The sequence below is a fragment of the Blastomonas natatoria genome (assembly GCF_003201955.1).
GTDB classification, from domain to species: domain Bacteria; phylum Pseudomonadota; class Alphaproteobacteria; order Sphingomonadales; family Sphingomonadaceae; genus Blastomonas; species Blastomonas natatoria.
The window spans coordinates 38,556-58,211 of sequence record NZ_QJJM01000011.1; the positions used below are offsets into that span (position 1 = coordinate 38,556).

Sequence of the window (19,656 nt, forward strand, 5' to 3'; positions counted from 1 at the left end):
CGTCAGATCTTGCCGGTCAGGATTGCCCAGCCGGCAAGACCATTCATGCCGGTATAGACGATATAGGCAGGCAGCGCGATCGTGTAGCCCAGCGCAGCAAAGCCGAGCGCCGAGAGCAGGATCAGATATTCCAGCATATAGCTGCCCCAGCCGCGCATGAAGCCCTGGAACAGTGCGTGCATCTGCGCCGCCATGGGGTGCCCGGATTCCATCGTCGCCTTGTGCAGGGCGAAGTTGATGATGCCGCACAGGAAGATGAGAATGGTTGCCATGGCGTTAATCTAACGCCATTCGCGCTGGAGTTGGAAGCCCTCAAATCGTGCTGGTCGATTTCGGGACGCCCGGGGCGAAAGGCGTTAACCCGCGAGCCGGACGATCTCCGCCTCCGGCTGCTGCCTCGCCAGGCGATAGACCGGCATGTCGCCCACGCCCTTGAGCGTGATGACCTGCGGCAGTTCGAACTGCCGGTCGCCCCGCCCGCGCATCCATGTGCTCTCGGACACGGCGATTCCATCTGGATGGGCCGTGCCCTCGATGCGGCTGGCGATGTTCATCGTTTCGCCCCAGTAATCATAGGCCATGCGCGTCTCGCCGATCACGCCGCCGACCACCGGGCCGGTATGGATGCCGATGCGGATGTGCAGATCGATGCCGGTCGCGGCGCGCAAGCCGGGCAGTCCGGCAATCACCGCCTCACCGAAGCAAATCGCGGCATCGGCGCTGTTATGTGCGGGATTGTTGCCACCGCTGATCGCCAGATACGCATCGCCGATCGTCTTGACCTTCTCCACCCCGGTTTCTGCTGCACATTTGTCGGCGAGCAGGAAGAAGCCGTTCAGCAGATCGACCAGATGCCCGGGCGAGATCCGCCGCGACAGATCGGAAAAGCCGCAAATGTCGATGAACACCACCGAGACGTCGGGATAGGCATCGGCCACGACCTGGCCTGCCTTCAGGCGCGCGGCGACTGCGGGCGGCAACACGTTGAAAAGCAGTTCCTCGGTTTTGGCCTTTTCAGCTGCAAGCGCGCCAGACAGGAGGAAGCTCTGGCGATGCGCCTGACCGACCGACCAGTTGAGCAGCACCATCACGGAGGCGCTGGTGATGTACGTCATCGTGCCATAGAGCACGGGCACCAGCGCGCTGCCGGTCTCGATCATCACGGTGAAATAGATCGCGGCGTGCGCCGCGAGCCAGGCGCCGAACCAGCGCGTCTGCCCGGCAAAGGCAATGGCGGCAAAGGCCATGACGATAAGACCGTTGATGGCGATCGGCGCATGCAACTGCACATGCTCGCGGTGCATTTCCTCGAACAGAAGGGCGTTTTCCGCCATGATCAGAAAGGCGACGCCGAGCAGGCTCGCAAAATCGGTCATCGGCCGCGCCGCATAGCCGCGCCAGAAGGTGGCGCCGACAAAGCCTGCGAGAATTGCGAGTATCGGCAGCAGCAGGAGCGAGAATTTCACCTCGTCTGCGCGGGAGAAATATAGCGGGTTGACCAGGGCGTAGCCGATCAGCATCGCTGCCAGAAAGCCTGCGAACATGCGCATGTGGACAACGCGCGCCTCGCGCTCTTCCGTCACGAACCGCGCTTCGAGCGCGGCATCGCGGAAACGACCAGTCCTGGTCCGCGCTACATGGGGCATCATGTCATCCGGCTGCATTGTCGGCTCCCCCGCCCTGTCGGCTGCGGCATGGTGCTCCCCATTAGCATGGAGGAATTGACAAAGCGGTAACGCCGCCGGAATCGTGGTTCCAACAAGCACAAGCGGAGGATGCCTTGACCGATTTCGACAGCTGGCGCGCACGTTCGCCCTTTTACGACGACAGCCACGAGGCCCTGGCGCAATCGGTCCGGCGCTTCGTCGCGCGCGAGATCGCCCCGCATATCGATCAATGGGAAGCAGAGGGCGAGCTGCCGCGCGAGCTGCACCGCAAGGCCGCCGAGGCGGGCATCCTGGGCCTGCGCTATCCGGAAGCCTATGGGGGCCATTCCGAAGGCTTCGACATCTTCCACGGGATGACCCAGACGGAGGAACTGGCGGCGGTCGGCGCGGGCGGGCTGTCTGCCTCGCTGATGACGCACGGCATCGGCCTGCCGCCGGTGCTGGCACTGGGCAGCGAGGAATTGAAGCAGCGTGTCGCGCCGCCGGTGCTGGCAGGCGAGAAGATCATCGCGCTCGGTATCACCGAACCGTCGGGCGGGTCGGATGTCGCGAACCTGAAGACCCGTGCCGAAAGACAGGGCGATCATTATGTCGTCAACGGCTCCAAGATGTTCATCACGTCGGGCATGCGCGCCGACTGGCTGACCTGCGCGGTGCGCACCGGCGGGGCGGGCGCGGGCGGCATATCGCTGCTGCTGATCGAGATGGACGCGCCCGGCGTTACCCGCACCCGGCTCGACAAGATGGGCTGGCGCTGTTCGGACACGGCTGCGATCTATTTCGAGGATGTGCGCGTTCCGTTCGAGAATCTGATCGGGCCGGAAAATGGCGGGTTCATCGGCATCATGCGCAATTTCAACAGCGAGCGCCTTGGCATGGCCATGGGCTGCTGCGCCTATGCGCGGGTGTGCCTGAAGGAAGCGGCCGAATGGGCGCAAAGCCGCGAGACCTTCGGCAAGCCGCTGGTCAAGCACCAGTCGATCCGCATCAAGCTTGCGGACATGGCGCGCCGCATCGCCGCGACCCAGGCCTGGGTCGATCAATGCGCCTGGGCGGTTGAAAACGGCCGCGACCAGCCCGCGGATTTCGCGATGCTGAAAGTCCAGGCGACCCAGATGCTCGAGATCGTCGCACGCGAGGCGGCGCAGATCCTGGGCGGGGCGAGCTATATCACCGGATCGAAGGTGGAGCGCATCTATCGCGAGGTCCGCGTCAACGCGATCGGCGGCGGATCGGAGGAGATCATGCTCGATCTGGCAGGAAGGCAGCTGTTCGGCGGAAAATGAACGGGAATGGCGACGATTGTCGCGTTTCTGCACGATAACGGTTCGGGAAATGGTGGCTTGAACGGCCGCGTCATGGCCTGCTGCGGTGACGCGGGAGGGCCGGGACATGCATATCTTCAAGGAAGAGGGCTATATCTCGCGCATCTATTATGAATCGATGCGCGACAATTTCGAAGGTTATGCCTGGGATCTCCATCCAGACAGCAAGCTGGAGCAGGAGAGCAACCAGCAGAAGACCGATCAGCTCAATGCACTGCGCGACGAGTTCGACGAGCTTGATCCGCTGAAGGGAGCCCATCCCACGCTGGGGCAGCTGTTCAAGATCGAGCTCGCACTCGTCTGGCTTGTTCCCGAAGCCGCCCTGCGCGCCCGTTTCTGGACGATCGAAGACAGGTTCCATCGCGTGGTTCCTACGAGCGTTGCACAGTCCTATCGCTCAAGCTTTACCTCGCAGCCGATCGAGGAGGTGTCGGACGAGGTACTGCGCCAGCGGGCGCGCAATCTGCTCGACGTCATCCACGCGAATTATCTGATCAATCTCGCGCGCGAAAACTCGATCAAGCGGATGATGACGATCCTCGGCGTCATGGCCTTTGCAATCCTGATCGGCTCGCTCAGCTTCGTGTGGTTCTCGGCTGAGCTTGCGGTGCAAGGCCTGGTCGCGATCATGGTTGCCGGAATGTTCGGCGCGATGATCTCGATCATCCAGCGGCTGCAGAAGGCGACCTCGCGTGACGCCATGGTGGAAGATGGCATATTCGAGCTCATCGGCCTCAGGGTCGGCTGGGTCAGCGTGCTGATGTCGATCGGCATTGGCGGCGTGTTCGCGCTGTTCATCTATGTTCTGATATCGGGCAATCTGTTCGACCAGCTGCTGCCGCACAGCAATAATCCTCTTGGGGATTCGGGCGGCGGAGCATTGGGGGATGCAGGTGGCGGCGATCTTGTCGGGCTCGATGTTCCGCAAGCAGCCGCGCCCGATATTGAAACCGCCGATGCACCCGGCAACCCATCCGCCATGACAGGCGACACCGGTGCCGGACCGGTAGCGGAGGATGACCGCGCGGCAGCACTTGCCGATACGAACCCGCCCACACGCGGTCCCACATGTCCAAAACTGCCGATCTGCCCGGCGGACAATGACAGAATGTGGGTCGATCAGGTTCGTACATCGCTCGGCCTGACTGACCGCATCGATTTCTACAAGATGATCGCTACTGCATTCATTTCGGGGTTTGCCGAGCGGTTCGTGCCCGACATCATCAACAAGCTGGGCAAGCAGAACCCCGTTTCGGCCACCGGCAGCGCGCCGGGAGCGGGCGGCGGCAACCCGACGATATGACCTGGCGCACTGCGGCCAGGACTCCCCCCGGCTAGAGGACAATGCTATCAGGCGACTCGCCTGCATGTCCTTGTTCCCAGAGGAGTCCATCATGCCCCTGCGCCTGCGTCGTCACGCCGCTCTCAGCCTTTCCGCCGCAGCCATCGCGGTGCTCGTCGCCAGCCCGGTGAGCAGCCAGCAGGCCGCTTCCCCGATCGCACGGTATGACATGGATGTCGGCACCGTCACGGGCCTGGCTGCAATGGGCAGCGGCATGGGCGCCGGTCTCTCGATGATGTTCGGCGGCGGCGGCAACAAGCAGGCGCACGAGCTGGTCTTGCGGCTCGGATCGGTCAATGCGGCGGCCGACGGCAAGCCCAGGGCTGATCATTTCATGCCTGCTGTCGCCCGGCTGGGGGCATCGGTGCCGCTGCTGACGCCCAAGCCCGGTACCCGTGTCGATACGCCCGAGGAACTGCCCCGTGATTTCCAGCGCCCCAAGGGACGGCTGCTCATCTATTGGGGATGCGGTGCCAAGGCGGGCCCCGGCCAGCCGGTGGTAATCGACTTCGCCAAGCTGAGCGCAGGCCAGATACCGCCCAACCTGTTCGCAGGCGCGATGCCGATCGATCACAGTGTCACCGTCGGCAACAGCAAGACCTATGGCGAATGGCCCAATGCCGAGACGCGAAAGCTGCTGAGTGCGGACAGCTCGCTGCTGGGCGAGCACCGCATTGCGGGCAATTATTCGCCCGAGATCAAGTTCGCGCTGGCGCAGGATTTCATGCCCGCGATCACCGGAAAGTCCTCTCCGCTGGCGGGCGGCGCGACGCAGATCAGCTGGAACAGCGTCGCCAATGCCACCGGCTATTATGCCTGGGTGATGACCGCAAAGGCCAACAGCAAGGGCGAATTCCAGGACATGGTGTGGTGGTCGTCCTCGGCCTCGCGCCAGTTCGGCGGGGCCCTGTGGGACTGGATCGCACCTGCCCAGGTGGCGAAGCTGATCCAGCAGCAGGTCGTGATGCCGCCGTCGCAGACGACCTGCACCGTGCCCGCCGAGGTGACCGCAGCAGGCGGCGAGTTCGGGCTCGGCAACCTCTATGCCTATGGCCCCGAAGCGAATTTCGCCTGGCCGCCGCGTCCTGCCAATGCCAGGACGCCCTGGAAGCCGGAATGGACCGCGCGCGTGCGCTATCGGTCCAACTCGATGTGGCTGCTCAATGGCCCCGACATGGACGCGATGATGCGCGGCGGCGACAGCAGCGAAGCCGAACCGCCCAAGAAGAAGAAAAAGTGCAAGGGTGGCCTTGGCGGCCTGCTCGGCGCGGTGGTCACCGGCGAGGGCTGCTGACTCCGCTTGGAGCGCCGATATGTTCCTGCTATGTTCCCAGCGCAACCTCGAGTCGGAACAAAGGGGATGAAGCGATGAGCGAGTTGATATTCTACACCAACCCCATGTCGCGCGGGCAGATCGCGCGCTGGATGCTGGAAGAGGTGGGCGCGGACTACGAGCAGCGCCTGGTGCAGTATGGACCCGAAATGAAGGGGCCGGATTACCTGGCGATCAACCCGATGGGCAAGGTTCCGGCGATCGTGCATGACGGCAAGGTCGTCACCGAATGCGCGGCGATCTGCGCCTATCTGGCCGAAGCCTTTCCGGAAGCCGCGCTGGCCCCGACGGCAGAGGAACGCGCCGATTATTATCGCTGGATATTCTTCGCCTCCGGACCGATCGAACAGGCCGTGATCAGCCGCTCGATGGGCTGGCAGACGCCCGAGGACAAGCAGGCGATGCTGGGCTTCGGCAGTTATGAGCTTGCCGCCGCGACGCTCGCCAGCTGGCTGGCGGAGCATGATTATGTCTGCGGCGATCGCTTCACTGCGGCCGATGTCTATGTTGGCGCGCAGGTCGATTGGGGCCAGGCGTTCGGTACCCTGCCTGCCCTGCCTGCCTTTGCCGCCTATGCCGAAAGGCTGCGCGCGCGCCCGGCCTATCAGCGTGCCAAGGCGATCGACAACGAGCTGATCGCGCAGGCCAAGGCCAAAGCCGAGGCCGAAGGAGCCAGCGCATGACCCGGCAGGAGGGCGGATGCCATTGCGGCGCGGTGCGCTATGCCGTCGATGCACCGGGCGAACAGGACGAACCCGCGCGCACGGCGCTGTGCCATTGCGTCGATTGCCGTCGCTGTGCGGGTGCGCCCGCTGTCGGCTGGACGGCAGTGGCAGGCACGACCTTTCACCTGCTGAAAGGCGAGCCATCGGTCTATCGCTCGTCCGAACATGCCGAGCGCAGCTTCTGCGCGGTCTGCGGGACGGGCCTGTTCTATGTCAACGAGGCGGTGTTGCCGGGGCTGGTCGATATCCAGACCGCAACCTTCGATGATCCCGACGCCTTTCCGGCCATGGCGCATATCCAGACGGCAGACCGGATAGGCTGGATGAGAAACGCGCACGAGCTGCCCGAGTTCGAGCGTTTTCCTGAAGGGTGAGGAAATCCTCCCCGAGCTTGTCTCGGGGAGGGGGACCGCCGACCGCAGGTCGGTGGTGGAAGGGAAGCGGGATCGCGCTTCCCTTCGAAATGCACTCCATCCCCCGGCCCCTCCACCACCCGCTGCGCGGGCGGTCCCCCTCCCCCAACAAGCTGAGGGAGGATTTGGGGTAAAGCCTCACCCCGTCGGACCAAACACCTTGGGCGTCTTGGTGCCTTCCTTGCGTTCCTTGTCGTTCGCGACGATAGCCTCGAGAATTTGCGGATTGCGGAAATCGCCATCGGCATAATCACGCGCCGATTGTCCTGCGATCGTATCCTGCTTGTCAGGATTCGCGCCATTTTTCAGCAACAGGCGTACCATCGCCAGATCGCGCAGCTGGACCGCGCGGATCAGGGCGGTTTCACCCGAATTGTTGGTCGCGTCCACCTGTGCCTTGCGGGACAAAAGCGTGTCGGCCCCCTCGACGAAGCGCAGATTGGTCGCGATCATCAGCGGCGTGATCCCGTCCTTGTCGCGTGCATTGGGGTTGGCGCCCCGCTGGAGCAGAAAACCCATCCAGGTGAGGTCGCGCCGCGCCGTGACGATATGCAGTGCGGTTTCGCCGCTGGTGATGTCCTTGGTGTTGACGATGGTGCTGCCCGGCTCGTTGAGCAACTGCGTCGCCTTGTCGCCGTCACGCTCGCGCACAGCCTTCAGAAAATTGTAGCTGTCCGAAAACTGCGCCTGTGCCGCGCCCGGCAACAGCAGCGCCAGCGCTGCCAGCAATGCCCATGGTCCACGAGTCACGATGCGGCTGAAGCCATCCACTGTTTCAGGTTCCTTGTGCAGGGTGCGCCCGGCGCGCCGGACGGCAGGTTGATCACGCCCCCTTGAAACGCGGCCCATAGCAGAGCATGGACGAACCTGTCATGAACAAAACCCTTTCGCTCCTCGCTGCCGCCCTGCTGCCCCTCTCTCTCGCCGCCTGTGGAGGCGCCGCTACCAAACAGGAGGCTCCGCTGGCAGGCGCGAAGATCGGCGGTCCCTTCACGCTGACCAATCAGGATGGCGAGACGGTGAAGGACAGCGACTTTGCGGGCAAGTTCCGCATCATCTATTTCGGCTACAGCTATTGCCCGGACGTCTGCCCGGTCGATCTGCAGAAGATCGCCGCCGGTTTCGCGAAGTTCGAAAAGGCTCAGCCCGAGCGCGCGAAGGCGATCCAGCCGATCTTCATCACCATCGATCCCGCGCGCGACACGCCGGAGGTGCTGAAGCAATATGTCGGTGCGTTTCATCCCCGGCTGATCGGCCTGACCGGTACTCCTGCGCAGATCAAGCAGGTCGCCGATGCCTATCTCGTGATGTACAAGGCCCAGAAACCTGCCGGGCCCGACCCCAAGGCCTATCTGGTCGATCACAGCCGTCAGGCCTATCTGATGGGCAAGCAGGGCGAGCCGATCGCGTTGCTGCCTTATGATGAAGACCCGGAAGCGATCGCTGCCGAAATCGACAAATGGACGAGTTGACCCCGTTCTGGGAACGCCCGCTGGCAAGTCTCGATCGCGCGCAATGGGAGGCATTGTGCGACGGCTGCGGCAAATGCTGCCTGCACAAGGTCGAGGACGAGGACACGGGGCATATCTACCCCACCAATGTCGCCTGCCGCCTGCTCGACACGCACACGGCACGCTGCGCCGACTATCGCCACCGCCGCGCGCTGGTGCCCGATTGCCTGCGGCTGACCCAGGGCAATGTCGGCTCGATCGCCTGGCTGCCCTCGACCTGCGCCTATCGCCTGCGCGCCGAAGGCCGGTCGCTGCCCGACTGGCACCATCTGCGCACCGGCAGCCACGCTGCGATGCATGCCGGTGGCCATTCGGTGATCGGCCGGGTGATTTCCGAGGTGCATGCAGGTCCCATCGAGAACCATATCATCGAGGAAGAACTGTGAGGGGTCAGGTCGCCCTCATCCTTCCGGCGCTTCGCGCCTCCTTCCCTCTCCCATCGGTAGAGGGAAGGGGCCCGCGCCGTGAGGCGTGGGAAGGGTGAGGGCGAGCGGCCGATGCCCATAGCCCGCCTGCTCCTGCGCAAGCCCGCTGCCCCTGAAGCACCGCAACGCCTGACCATCAACGGCCGCGACTATGCGCTGGTCGTCCGCCGTCATCCCCGCGCGCGCGCGATCCGGCTGCGCACCGATCCGGCCAGGGGCGCACTGCTGCTGACGCTTCCTCGCCACGCCCGGCTGGGCGAGGGCATCGCCTTTGCCCGCGCGCAGGCCGACTGGATCGAGGCAAGCTTCGCGCGCGCAGGCACCAGCACGCCGATCGAGCCCGGCGCGCTCATCCCCTATCGCGGGCATCCGCACCGGATCGACTGGAATGCACGCCATGGCCGCAAGGTCATCGCGTCCGACGGCATCATCCGCGTCGGCGGCGCACCTGAGACGCTCGAACCGCGCCTCACCCGCTGGCTCAAGGCCGAGGCCAAGCATCTGTGCACCGCCGATCTCGCCGATTACTGCGCCCGCGCCGGGACAGCTACACCGGCGCTCGCGCTCAGCAGCGCAGGCCGCCGCTGGGGCAGCTGTTCAGCGAACGGCACCATCCGCATCAACTGGCGGCTGATCCTCGCACCGGACATGGTTCGCCGCTCGGTCGTCGTGCACGAGGTCGCGCATCTCAAACACATGAACCACAGCCGGGATTTTTACGCCTGGCTCGATCACCTGTTCGAAGGCGACCGCAAGACCGCCGACCGCTGGCTGAAGGCGCATGGGCGCGGGCTGTATCTGGTAGGGGGTTGTTAACGCCTTACCCTTGGCCGCAAGCGTCTGCGCACACGTCCCTCGACTATGCTCGGGAACTCGGAAAGGCTGTAATTCTCCCATAACCACTCCCGTTTGTCCCGAGCGAAGTCGAGGGACCTATGCACAATGATTACAGATTCCGTTCGACATCCTGTGCGCTGTGCAGGAGGCGGACAACGACGATGCGGTCGGCCTCGCTCCGGAAATAGATCATGTGCGATGCCATCCGGCATTTCAGCAGCCCGGGTCGCACATCTACGGGCCTGCCTGACTTGTCGCCCCTTGCCACCGCTTCACACAAGATGCGAATGTCGTCAGTGTATCGATCCGCCTGATCTTCGCCCCAGCGGTCCGCACTATAGTCCCAAATCGCTTCGATATCGGCTTCCGCAGCTGGCAGAAAGGCGAGCGATTTCACCGCGGGGCCCGCTCCGCCCGCTTGCGCGCTTTCAAAGCATCGAAGTCAATAGGGCTAGGTTCCCCCGACTGTTCTCCTTCGATCAGCGCCTCCTGCAAGGCGCGCACCTTCGCTTCATGCTCTTCGAGCAACCGCAAACCGGCGCGCACCACATCGCTGGCAGAGCCGTAACGACCGGTCCGAACCTGATCGGCAATGAAACCAGAGAAATGATCTCCGATGGTTACAGACGTGTTGCGCGGCACAGTAATTCCCAGCAGCAGTTGACGTCGCAAGAATATACCAAAATGTATTACAGATCAATCACACCGTCATCGACGTGCCCCGGTAGATCCGCGCCCGATACCGCGAATCCTGCGCATCCGGCAGCGGCGCACCCACCAGCAGGACCGCGCGGGCGAAGCGCTTGAGCTCTTCCTGATGCTCGACGGCATTGCGCGGCTCTTCCGAACGCACCCGCCGCGTCAGGTTGATCTGGTTGGTCGGCACATCATGCACCAGCCGCTCGTTCTCCACCGCCAGCGTCGCAGTAAAGGCATGCAGCGTCGTCTTGACGAAATTGGCGAGCGCGAAGGCCGGGCCGCTCTGGCCGAACGGCACGTCGGGCGAGACCAGCACAAGCTGGCAGCCGTCATAGAGCGAGGCCTTGCGCGAGACGCGGAAATGCTGGGTGAGGTTCTCTTCGCACAGCTCCCGGAACTCCTCGGGCTCGAGCATTGCGCCTTCCTCGAACAGCCGGTCGGGCAGGCCCGCCATCGGGGTCGAGACGACCGTGGTCGGACGGCCGAAATCGGTCAGCGCCTGGTCCATCGCGCCTTCGACATCCGCGCCGCACACACGGACGGTGACCTTGTCGGCGATTTCCTGGTCGAGCAGCGCCAGAACGCTCGCACCCCCCGCCTCGCTACGGGTGAGGAGCACCAGCCGCGCCACGCCCAGCCCGCCGATCAGATGGTTGGCAGTCTCCGCGATGTAATCGGCGAGATGCTCGCCGATCACCCAGACGGTCTTGCCCTTCATCTGTTCGAGCCGCTCCTGCTTGGGGCTGCCGAACATCTCGCGCTCGGTATAGGAGCGCTCGACGCTGAGCCCGCCCGAGGGCATGAAGGTCTCGCCGCTGACCGCGCGATCGGCGAGATAGAAGACCGTGGCCTGCGCGACCTCGCTTTCCTTGGGCATCGCGCCCAGATGCAGCTGCGACAGCACGCCGCGCCCGACCTTGTCCGCTTCCTTGCCGATGCGTTCCTGCGGCAGGTACGGCATGTCGTCGGGCGGCAATGCCAGCAGCCAGCCGGTGCGGCCTTCGGCGCTCGCGCTGCGCTGCTGCCATTCGTCATGGGCAAGCAGATAGCCCGCCGAGGCAAGCCGCATCAGCAGCCGGCCCGCGATATCCGGGGTGAGCAGATAACGGTCCCAGGTGCAGATGCCGTCGCCCTCGCGCGCGAGTTCGAGGCACAACAGCCGCAGCGGATCGGGGGTCGAGCGGTCGTGGCTGAGATAGCCGGTATCGTTGCGTGCAAGGCGGCCGAGCACATGCGGCACCTCCGCGCCTTCGCGGATCGATTCGATCACCGCCGCATAGATCGCGTTCAGCCGCTTGTTCTCGAGGATCAGCCGCGCGCGGCGCAGGAACAGGCCGGGCTTGCCGCCGGTCCCCGACAACCGGTCGCCATCGACAGGGCCGGGCGCAATCGCATTGACCTGGATTTCGGGGCCGAGGAAGCGCGAGAAGCTTTCCACCATCGCGCGCTGCCCCGCCTTTGACACGGCATAATCGGCGCGGTTGGGATAGGCGACCGCGAGGAATTTCTCGCCGCCGAAATAGCTCGACACGTTGAGGATATAGCCCGAACCCTGCCGCTTCATGATCGGGACGACATAATGCATCAGCAGATAGTTGCTGATGAGATTGGCATCGAGCGTCCAGCGCCACATGTCGAGGCTCATGTCGATGACCATGTCCTCGGCGCCTGCGACGCCTGCATTGTTGATCAGATAGTCGATCCGCCCGAACTCGGCCATGGTGGCGTCGGCGGCGCGGCGCAGCGAATCGAAATCGCTGACATCGACATCGGCCATGATCTTCACGCGGCGTTCGACGCCCGAAAAGCCGACATCCTGCAGCTCGCCGACGATGCGTTCGCGCGCGGCCTCGAGCTCGCTGGCCCGGCGCGCGACCATCATGACTTTCGCACCGGCGAGCGCGAGCAGCCGCGCGACCTGGCCGCCGATTCCGGCAGAGCCGCCGGTGATCATCGCGACCTTGCCCAGATGCAGCCCGGTAATGTTCTCGGCAAAGCCCAGCATCGCCCGGCGCGCGCCTGTCTCCTCGCCGATATTGGCGGGAAGGTAGAGCGAGGTCTCGGTGATCTTCTGTTCCTTGAAGACGATGCGCGTCGCATGGCCGGCGGCAAAGCGCGTGTTCTCGTCCTCCTCGTTCGTGTAGCGCACGATCTGATTGCCCCAGGCGGCGCGCTTCTGGCGCCCCTGTGCCAGATCGACGCGCGATTCGTCGCGCCAGATGGTGATCAGCTGCGCGATCGCGGCGGTGAGGATGCGCCCTGCCTTGTTGCCCTTGCCGTCACTGGGGCCGGACATGAACACGAAACGCGGGTCCTGCATCAGGTCGTCGCGACCCTTCCAGTAGCGGCGCAGCGTGCGCGCGATGGCGATGGTGCCGGTCAGCTCGACATCGATCAGCGAATCGACTTCGGAATCGGCTGCTTCGACCAGCGAACCGCCGAAATGCCCGGCAGGCTTGACGGGAAGCACGATCGCGCTGTGGATCGCGCCGTGCGCGTCCGAATAGGCGCGGATCGCAGCCTCCATGCCCTCGGGCTCGGCGCGGTTGAAGCGCATGATGGTAAGGCCCTCTTCGGCTCCTTGCGCCTTCACCCGCGCTTCGGCCTGCGCAACATCGACCTGGCGCGTCATGCCGAGCAGCACGCGCGCGCCGCACGCCGCCTGGATCTTCGCCATGTCGAGCGCGTCTTCCCACGCCTCGCCCGCCGCGATCAGCACGGTGAGCCCCGCGCCATCGAGCGAGCGCATCGACGGGCGCGTCATATAGGTCGAGCGCGAATCCTTGCGCACCTGCATGCCGTGGGTCACGTCGATCTCGTTGCCGTTCAATGCGGCGGATTCATCGCTGGCGAGGAACAGGCATGCATCGGCAATGTCGCCGGGCACGGGCAGCGTCTTCTGCTTGGGGCTACCGCCGACCGCGCGTTCGAGCGTCATCCGGCCCATGAAATGGTTCGCGGTGGTGTTTTCCGGCTCGCCCTGCAGCGCATCCATAGCGGCGAACACGGTGCGGATGCGCTCGCTCTCGATCGGGCCGGGGAACACGGTGTTGACGCGGATGCCGGACGCGCCGAGTTCCTTGGCAAGCTCCTGGCTCAGCGCATTGAGCGCGGCCTTGGGCACGACATAGGCGGTGCGGCCATAATAGCGGGTGTGCGAGAAGATGGTCGAGATGTTCACCACCGATCCGCCCACCGGCATGATCGGGGCTGCGGCGCGGGTAAGGTTCCAGCTGACGCCGAGCAGGTTGCGCATGGCATCGGCGACGGTTTCGGTATCGCCATTGGCCTCCATTTCGGCCCGGGTCAGCGGCACGTTTTCCAGCGTCTGGCGCGGGCCTGCCGATCCCGCATTGTTGACCAGCACGTCGATCCGGCCGAGCGCCGCCTTGACCTGATCGATCCCGGCGCGCACCGAATCCGGATCGGCCCCGTCGAGGATCACGGTAAACACGCGCGCCTCGTCCACGCCGGTCTCGTCGAGCAACGCCTGCTTGGCCGCCGCCAGCCGCTCCTCGGTGCGCCCGGTCATCACCAGGGTCGCGCCCTCGCCGATGAAGCGGCGGATGATCGCGCCGCCCAGATTGCCCGCGGCGCCGGTGACCAGGGCCACCTTGCCCGCGAGCCTGCCGGTCGCCGCCTTGCCGCCAGCGGGATCGACCTTCGCGCCCCTGCCCTTGCCTGCCGTCATGTCTTTGTCTCCTGAAACGCCCGATCAGGGCGATTGGCTGGGGTCAATCCCTGGGGAGGATGGAAGTGCTGGCCCAATATTCGAGCAGTTCGTCGCGGCTGCGCAGGCCCATGGCGGGCAGCGCGTGGTTGACGACATAGGTCGCCCCGGTGTGCCGGTTGTCCCACATCGCCTGATGCGCCTCCGGCAGGCCGTCCCAGTCGACGACCAGAGGTTCGGTGACGCTGAGCAGCCCACCCGCGATCATGGCGTTCATCACCGTCACTTCGTGCGCATTGCACAGGTGCGTGCCGAAGATGTTGGCGGTGGGCATGATGATCCGCCGCTGCCGCGTCCAGACCTGCGGCGCGTAGAAGGTGTAGCGGCGGCCCGCCATCTCCTCGGCATAGACCACGCGCCCGCCAAAGGGTTTCACCAGCGAGGTCGAGACGCCGAGCGAATCCTGGCCCGCGCGCTCGATTACCAGATCGGGCACGCCGCGCGGATTGCCGGGAGAGCCCAGGATCTTGCCGATCGCGGTGCCGAAGGGCTTCATCGTGTGCTGCTGATAGCGGCGCACGCCCTCCTTGAACCGCTCGATATCCGCGCGCGCATCGGGCAGGCGCGGCAAGCTATCGGGCCAGACGAACTCGGCATCGCGGCGCTTCAACCCTTCCAGGCTGATGATCCCCTCGACCGATTCCTCGAGCCCCAAGGATTGCAGGAACTCGCGCTGGCCGTCGGTGGTGGTGACGATCACCGTGCGCGCCTTGTACAGCCGCGCCGCCTCGATCATCTCAAGCCCCAGCGGATCGGCGAGATCGCGGCTGCCGGGACCGTAATAGAGCAGCACCGATTCCCCGCCGCGCAATTGCGCGCGCGCCAGCATGTCCGAGGGTGACGCGCTGCCGGTCTTGCCCATGAAGCTGAAATGATAGCCCGAGGACGCGCCATAGAAGGCGAGCGTGCCATTCTCCTCCAGCAGCTGGAAGCTGCGCGGGAAGGCGCTTTCGCCCGCATGGCTGACGACGAAATCGGCAAGCCTGCCGCCGTTCATCCGGCGATATTCCTCAAGGATTCCCGCGCCCTCGCGCTCCCAGGCTTTCGCCGCTTCCGGATCGTCGGGCACCGGAGTGAAGGCTCCGGCGAAGCGCGGATCCTTGCGGTTGATCGCGCCGACCGCGCCCTGCTCCTTGACGAACGCGGCGCGGCTCTCGCTCGAAACCATGCCGGTCGCCTTGAGGCCCGATTTGACGCTCGATTTCAGCGCATCGAGCCCGGTACCGGTGGCCGAACCCTCGACGAAGATCGTCTTACCCGGCACGATCTGCAGCGTGGTGAACAGGCATCGGGTGATCGTGCCGAGATTGAGGACATAGGACCCGGCCTGTTCGAGCGTGAGATCGGGCGGAACGCGGTGCAACTGCGGCCCCTGGACGTTGAGGAACTGGGCATGGCTGCCGGTCTTGGTCTCATAGCCCTGGATCGCGAAGCCCGCGAACATCGGGTCGTCGCCCGCCTGCGGGGAGAGCAGGTCCGAGGTGCCCGAATAGACCACCACCATATCGCCGACGCGCAATCGCCCTTCGGCCTTGACCTCGCTGCCGAGGGAAGCGACCAAAGCGAGGCCGCCGGAACCGGTGATCTGGACGTCCTCGTCATGCGCGTCGAAGGGGGAGACGGGAATGCCGGTGAGCGCCCAGATATCGTTGAAATTGACCTCGCTGGTCAGCATGTAGACCAGAGCCTCGTTCGGCTCGGGGGCGACCACGGGGACGATATGCTCGCGCTCATGGGACGCCGGAGGCCCAAAGCGCGGTGCGCCGGTGTCGGGATCGCGGCTGATGCCGAAGGCGAGCTGTTTCGGCGGGATCGCCGTGACGCCGGGATAGAAGGGCGCACCGACTGGGAGCAGCTGTCCGCTCGCGATCATCGCCGCCTTGTTGCCCTCGTGCTCCGCATCGATCCAGACGCCGTTGCGGCGCACGGGCAGCGGCGGCGACTGCTTGTCCATGAACTGGCGAATGCCGGTCTTGCCGCCCTCGGGATCGATGATCGCTTCGGCGAAATGCTCGCCCTCGCGTTTCAGCCCCGCGGCCATACCCTCGGTCCAGCCGGTGCGCACCGCATCGAGCGCGCGCCTTCCCGCTTCACCCCGGCCCGCCCATTCGAGCTGGCGCAGGATGCGCTGGAGGAAGGCGTCCTCCAGCACCGCATCGAGATCGATATGCGCCGCATTGGCCCAGCGCTTGGTCATCGCCTTGCGATCGGCAAAAGCCTTGCCCAATGTGCTTTCCGGCCCATGCCGCGCAAAATCGCGCACCATCGCATGCGCCATGCTCAGCACATCGTCGCTGCCATCGGCGACCTGTTCTATCGCGCCGAGCTCCAGCGCTTCCTGCGCACCGATCGCGCGGCCGCCCAGGATCAGGTCGAGCGCATCGCGCAGGCCCTCGCCCGCGCGGCGCTCGGCGAGCAGGCGCGGCAAGCGCTGCGTTCCGCCATAGCCCGGCAGCAGCCTCAGATTGATCTCGGGCTGACCGAAGCGCGCGACGGGCTCGGCAATGCGATAATGACAGGCGAGCGCGAACTCCATGCCGCCCCCCAGGGCCACGCCCTGGATCGCGGCGATGCACGGCTTGCCCATGTTCTCGATCTTGGCGAACGCCAGCTGCGCGTTGTTGGGCAGAACCCCCGCTTCCTCGACGCTGTTCACCTCTTCGAGCATCTGACGGATGTCCGCGCCGGCGACGAACGAGGCCGTGCCCTGCCCGGTAAACACCACCGCGATGACATCATCCTTGCGCGCAAGATGCTCGACCACGATCACCAGCTCGTCGATCGCGCGTTCGTTGAGCGCATTGACCGGGGGGTTGGTGACAGTGACCGTGGCAACGCGCCTGCCATCGCCCAGATCGTTGTACTGGATGAGGAAATAGCGATAGCGCTCGAACAGGGCCTGATCCTCGGCGAGCTGCTGCTTGCGCTGCCAGGCGGCCACCGCGGATTGCAGCGCCTCGATGCTCTCGGGATTGCGCAGCGTCGAGGTATCGCCGATATCGCCGCCCTCGACGATCGCGCGCACCATGCGGCGCATGTATTTGCCCGAGCGCGTTTCGGGAAATTCGGCGACCTCGAGAAAATCCTGCGGCACCGCGACCGCACCCTTTTCTGTGCGGACCAGATCGGTCAGGCGGCGGCGATCGTCCTGCGTCAGGCGGCGCCCGGCAATGGTGGTGACGAACGCAATCGGCGTCGCCCCCTTTTCGCGATGCGGCGCGCCGACGACCAGCACATTGCCCACCGGCGAGCCGGGGTCGAGCGTCTTGTCGCGCAGGATCGCACCTTCGATCTCCTCGGTGCCGATGCGATGGCCCGACACGTTGATGACATCGTCCGAGCGCCCATGCAGCGAGAACGATCCGTCCTCGTGCCGGATCGCGAAATCGCCCTGGGTATAGGCCCAGGTGCCCTTCCAGCGGCCCCAATAGGTCGACGCGTAACGGGCGGCATCCCCGCGCCAGAGCGGGTTGACGCGAATGCCGCCCGACACGGCTTCGAGGCTGAACTGATCGGTATCGCCCCAGATGGTGCGGGTGAGATACGGATAGGGGAGCGCGATGACGATCTCGCCCTTCTCGCCGTTCTTGGCGCGCCGCCAGGAAACGCCGCCCGGCTCCTCGCGTTCCAGCCCGAATTCGAGATCGGGCGCGTCGGCGTCTTCGACCCAGACATCGCCGACGATCCAGGGCAGCGGATAGGTGTGGGCATCGGGGCGCAGCGGAAAATCGGTATTGCCGTAGAAATGCGTCCAGGCGATGCCGCCATGCTCGGTCGCCCAGTAGCTGTTGATATACCAGGGGGTGACATGCTCCATCGCGAAGGCCTGCACGGACGGAGAGGTCGGCTCCGCGCAGAAGGTCGCGACCTTGAGCGAGGACATGTCGTATGCCTGGATGTCCTTCAGATTCTCCGGATCCTGCATCACGCTCTTGAGGAAGGTGACGCCGGCCTTGAAGATCTGCACCTTGTGCCGCTCGATGATCGAGGCGAAGCGGCCGGCATGCGGGAAGACCGGTGAGCCTTCGGTGATGATCGTCGTCACCCGGCAGAGCAGCGAGCCTGCGATCAGGTAACTTTGGCCCGTGATCCAGCCCGGATCAGCGACGACGAACATGACATCGCCCGGCGACGCATCGAACGCCACCGGCATGGTCGCGGCGACACCCGCGCAATAGCCGCCATGCACGTGCACCACGCCCTTGGGCTTGCCGGTAGACCCCGAGGTATAGATGATGAAATTGGGATATTCGGCATCGACCGGCAGCGGCCTGGACACCGCCCAGACGGCCCGGACGAAATCGGCATCGGGCAGCGCGAGCAATGCGGCCTCGTCAGCGACATCCAGCCCGAGCGCGCGCGCAGACTCCAGGATCCTCTGACCTGTTTGAGCGGTCAGGTCGTGGCTCCAATGGTCGCGGTGCGCATTCCACACCAGATCGGGCTGCGCGGTATGGCGCACCACCACCACCGCCTCGACGCGCGGCGGTGAATCGACCAGGGCAGACGCTATCGCCATGCGCAGGTTCGCGGCCTGGGCGGCGTTGAGCGCCGAGCCCTGCGCCAGATCGTCGAGCGCACGGCCGACACCGCGCATCACGTCCGACCGTTCGACCGTCACCTCGCCATCAAGCAATTCGGTGACCGCGCCGGTGATCGCGCTGCGCACCTTGTCGTCGGTCTCGTTGGCCGGATCGTTCAACGCGCCCGCCAGCAATTCCATCGCAGTTCCGACACCGATGAAATTGTCGAGCGCAGGATCGGTATAGCTGGTTTTGAACGGCACCATCTGCGCATTGCGATAGCTGCCATCTGCAGTGATCACGATGCGCGCACCCGCATCGGCGATGCGGTCGGACAGCGTCTTGTCGCTGAAGCCGCCGAACACCGGCGTGTAAATGATGCCTGCGCGCTTGGCCCCTTCGGTCCAATAGATCTGCGCCGGAATCGACGGCATGTTGAGCGCGATGCGATCCCCCGCCTCGAGGCCGAGGTCCGCCAGCGCGAGCGAGCATTTCGCCGCTTCGAGCATCAGTTGCTTGCGCGAGACCGGATAGCAATCGACCGGCCCACCGCGGCCATTGTCGCTCGACATGTTCCAGCGGTCACCCTCGAAGATCAGCGCGGTTTCCGCGCCGTGCCCTGCGAGCACATGCCGATCGACCTCGTTGAAGCCACTATTGGTGAAGCCGCCCTCGAACCAGCGCCAGTTGGGCGGGTTGTCGGCATTCAGCCCGCGTTCCCACGGCATGTAGTCGGCAGGCAGATCGAGGCTGCGCAACACGCCGGTCTCCGCATCCCATCCGGTCCAGGCTCCGGCATCGCGGTCGAAATAGCCCCAGGCCTGGTGCTCGGGCAGATACCAGCAGATCGAAGAGCGCGCCTGGTCGCCATGGAATGCGCCCGGATCGGCGATGCAGGCATTGCGCATCGCGGTCCAGCTGGCCGCATCGGTCAGCGGATTGGCGCGCGGCGGAATGGCGGGGGACGCCGACATGGCTGCGGCGCTCAGCGGACGGGCCTGGACAGGCAGGCTTGGAAAAGGGAAGGCATGAGTTCGCAGCTCTCCTGCCGTGCCGATCTATCGCGATTCCCAAATCGCAAATGCCGGTTGCGGCGAACGAAACAAATGTCTCCCGCCGCGTCAGT

Annotated in this window: 15 protein-coding genes; 8 read left to right on the top strand and 7 right to left on the bottom strand. The window is 64.9% G+C overall.

The window, feature by feature from the left end; all coding sequences use genetic code 11:
- Nucleotides 1–2 precede the first annotated feature (2 nt).
- Nucleotides 3–272 (bottom strand): hypothetical protein, encoded by a 270-nt coding sequence (locus C7451_RS14090; RefSeq protein ID WP_110299611.1) that lies wholly within the window; start codon nt 270–272, stop codon nt 3–5.
- Nucleotides 273–356: 84 nt separating this feature from the next.
- A complete protein-coding gene (locus C7451_RS14095) occupies nt 357–1,649 on the bottom strand; it encodes an adenylate/guanylate cyclase domain-containing protein (protein ID WP_167398558.1) in 1,293 nt (430 codons plus the stop codon).
- A 131-nt stretch (nt 1,650–1,780) separates the two neighbouring features.
- On the opposite strand from C7451_RS14095, the gene C7451_RS14100 reads away from it, so the two are divergent.
- From C7451_RS14100 to C7451_RS14120, 5 genes are all read left to right on the top strand, one after another.
- Complete coding sequence (locus C7451_RS14100) at nt 1,781–2,953, top strand: acyl-CoA dehydrogenase family protein (protein WP_110299613.1); 1,173 nt, start codon at nt 1,781–1,783, stop codon at nt 2,951–2,953.
- 106 nt (nt 2,954–3,059) lie between these two features.
- The gene (locus tag C7451_RS14105) at nt 3,060–4,295 is read left to right on the top strand and encodes a hypothetical protein (RefSeq protein ID WP_110299614.1); all 1,236 of its coding nucleotides are present in this window, start codon (nt 3,060–3,062) and stop codon (nt 4,293–4,295) included.
- Between the two features lie 91 nt (nt 4,296–4,386).
- Nucleotides 4,387–5,628, top strand: coding sequence for a hypothetical protein (locus tag C7451_RS14110; protein WP_244181909.1), 1,242 nt, complete (start codon nt 4,387–4,389; stop codon nt 5,626–5,628).
- A 74-nt stretch (nt 5,629–5,702) separates the two neighbouring features.
- Complete coding sequence (locus tag C7451_RS14115) at nt 5,703–6,350, top strand: glutathione S-transferase family protein (RefSeq protein WP_110299615.1); 648 nt, start codon at nt 5,703–5,705, stop codon at nt 6,348–6,350.
- Nucleotides 6,347–6,766: a GFA family protein gene (locus C7451_RS14120; RefSeq protein WP_110299616.1), complete on the top strand. Its 420-nt coding sequence runs from the start codon at nt 6,347–6,349 to the stop codon at nt 6,764–6,766. Before C7451_RS14115 ends, C7451_RS14120 begins: the two co-directional genes overlap by 4 nt.
- Before the next feature lie 177 nt (nt 6,767–6,943).
- On the opposite strand, the gene C7451_RS14125 is transcribed toward C7451_RS14120, so the two are convergent.
- Nucleotides 6,944–7,576, bottom strand: coding sequence for an ankyrin repeat domain-containing protein (locus C7451_RS14125; protein ID WP_244181911.1), 633 nt, complete (start codon nt 7,574–7,576; stop codon nt 6,944–6,946).
- A 101-nt stretch (nt 7,577–7,677) separates the two neighbouring features.
- On the opposite strand from C7451_RS14125, the gene C7451_RS14130 reads away from it, so the two are divergent.
- The 3 genes from C7451_RS14130 to C7451_RS14140 all read left to right on the top strand — a co-directional run bounded on the left by C7451_RS14130 (nt 7,678) and on the right by C7451_RS14140 (nt 9,557).
- Nucleotides 7,678–8,277, top strand: coding sequence for an SCO family protein (locus tag C7451_RS14130; RefSeq protein ID WP_110299697.1), 600 nt, complete (start codon nt 7,678–7,680; stop codon nt 8,275–8,277).
- On the top strand, nt 8,265–8,702 hold the full coding sequence (locus C7451_RS14135; RefSeq protein ID WP_110299618.1) for a YcgN family cysteine cluster protein: 438 nt from the start codon (nt 8,265–8,267) through the stop codon (nt 8,700–8,702). Before C7451_RS14130 ends, C7451_RS14135 begins: the two co-directional genes overlap by 13 nt.
- 111 nt (nt 8,703–8,813) lie before the next feature.
- Entirely contained in the window at nt 8,814–9,557 is a 744-nt protein-coding gene (locus tag C7451_RS14140) for a M48 family metallopeptidase (RefSeq protein WP_146215373.1), read from the top strand.
- A gap of 130 nt (nt 9,558–9,687) precedes the next feature.
- Here the strand turns inward: C7451_RS14140 and C7451_RS14145 are convergent, their stop codons facing one another.
- The 4 genes from C7451_RS14145 to C7451_RS14160 are packed head-to-tail and all read right to left on the bottom strand — an operon-like array spanning nt 9,688 to nt 19,504.
- Nucleotides 9,688–9,975 (bottom strand): type II toxin-antitoxin system RelE/ParE family toxin, encoded by a 288-nt coding sequence (locus C7451_RS14145; protein WP_110299620.1) that lies wholly within the window; start codon nt 9,973–9,975, stop codon nt 9,688–9,690.
- Nucleotides 9,972–10,220 (bottom strand): type II toxin-antitoxin system ParD family antitoxin, encoded by a 249-nt coding sequence (locus C7451_RS14150; RefSeq protein ID WP_110299621.1) that lies wholly within the window; start codon nt 10,218–10,220, stop codon nt 9,972–9,974. Before C7451_RS14150 ends, C7451_RS14145 begins: the two co-directional genes overlap by 4 nt.
- Before the next feature lie 58 nt (nt 10,221–10,278).
- Nucleotides 10,279–13,968, bottom strand: coding sequence for an SDR family oxidoreductase (locus tag C7451_RS14155; protein WP_110299622.1), 3,690 nt, complete (start codon nt 13,966–13,968; stop codon nt 10,279–10,281).
- A gap of 43 nt (nt 13,969–14,011) precedes the next feature.
- The gene (locus C7451_RS14160; RefSeq protein ID WP_110299623.1) at nt 14,012–19,504 is read right to left on the bottom strand and encodes an AMP-binding protein; all 5,493 of its coding nucleotides are present in this window, start codon (nt 19,502–19,504) and stop codon (nt 14,012–14,014) included.
- Nucleotides 19,505–19,656: the final 152 nt, after the last annotated feature.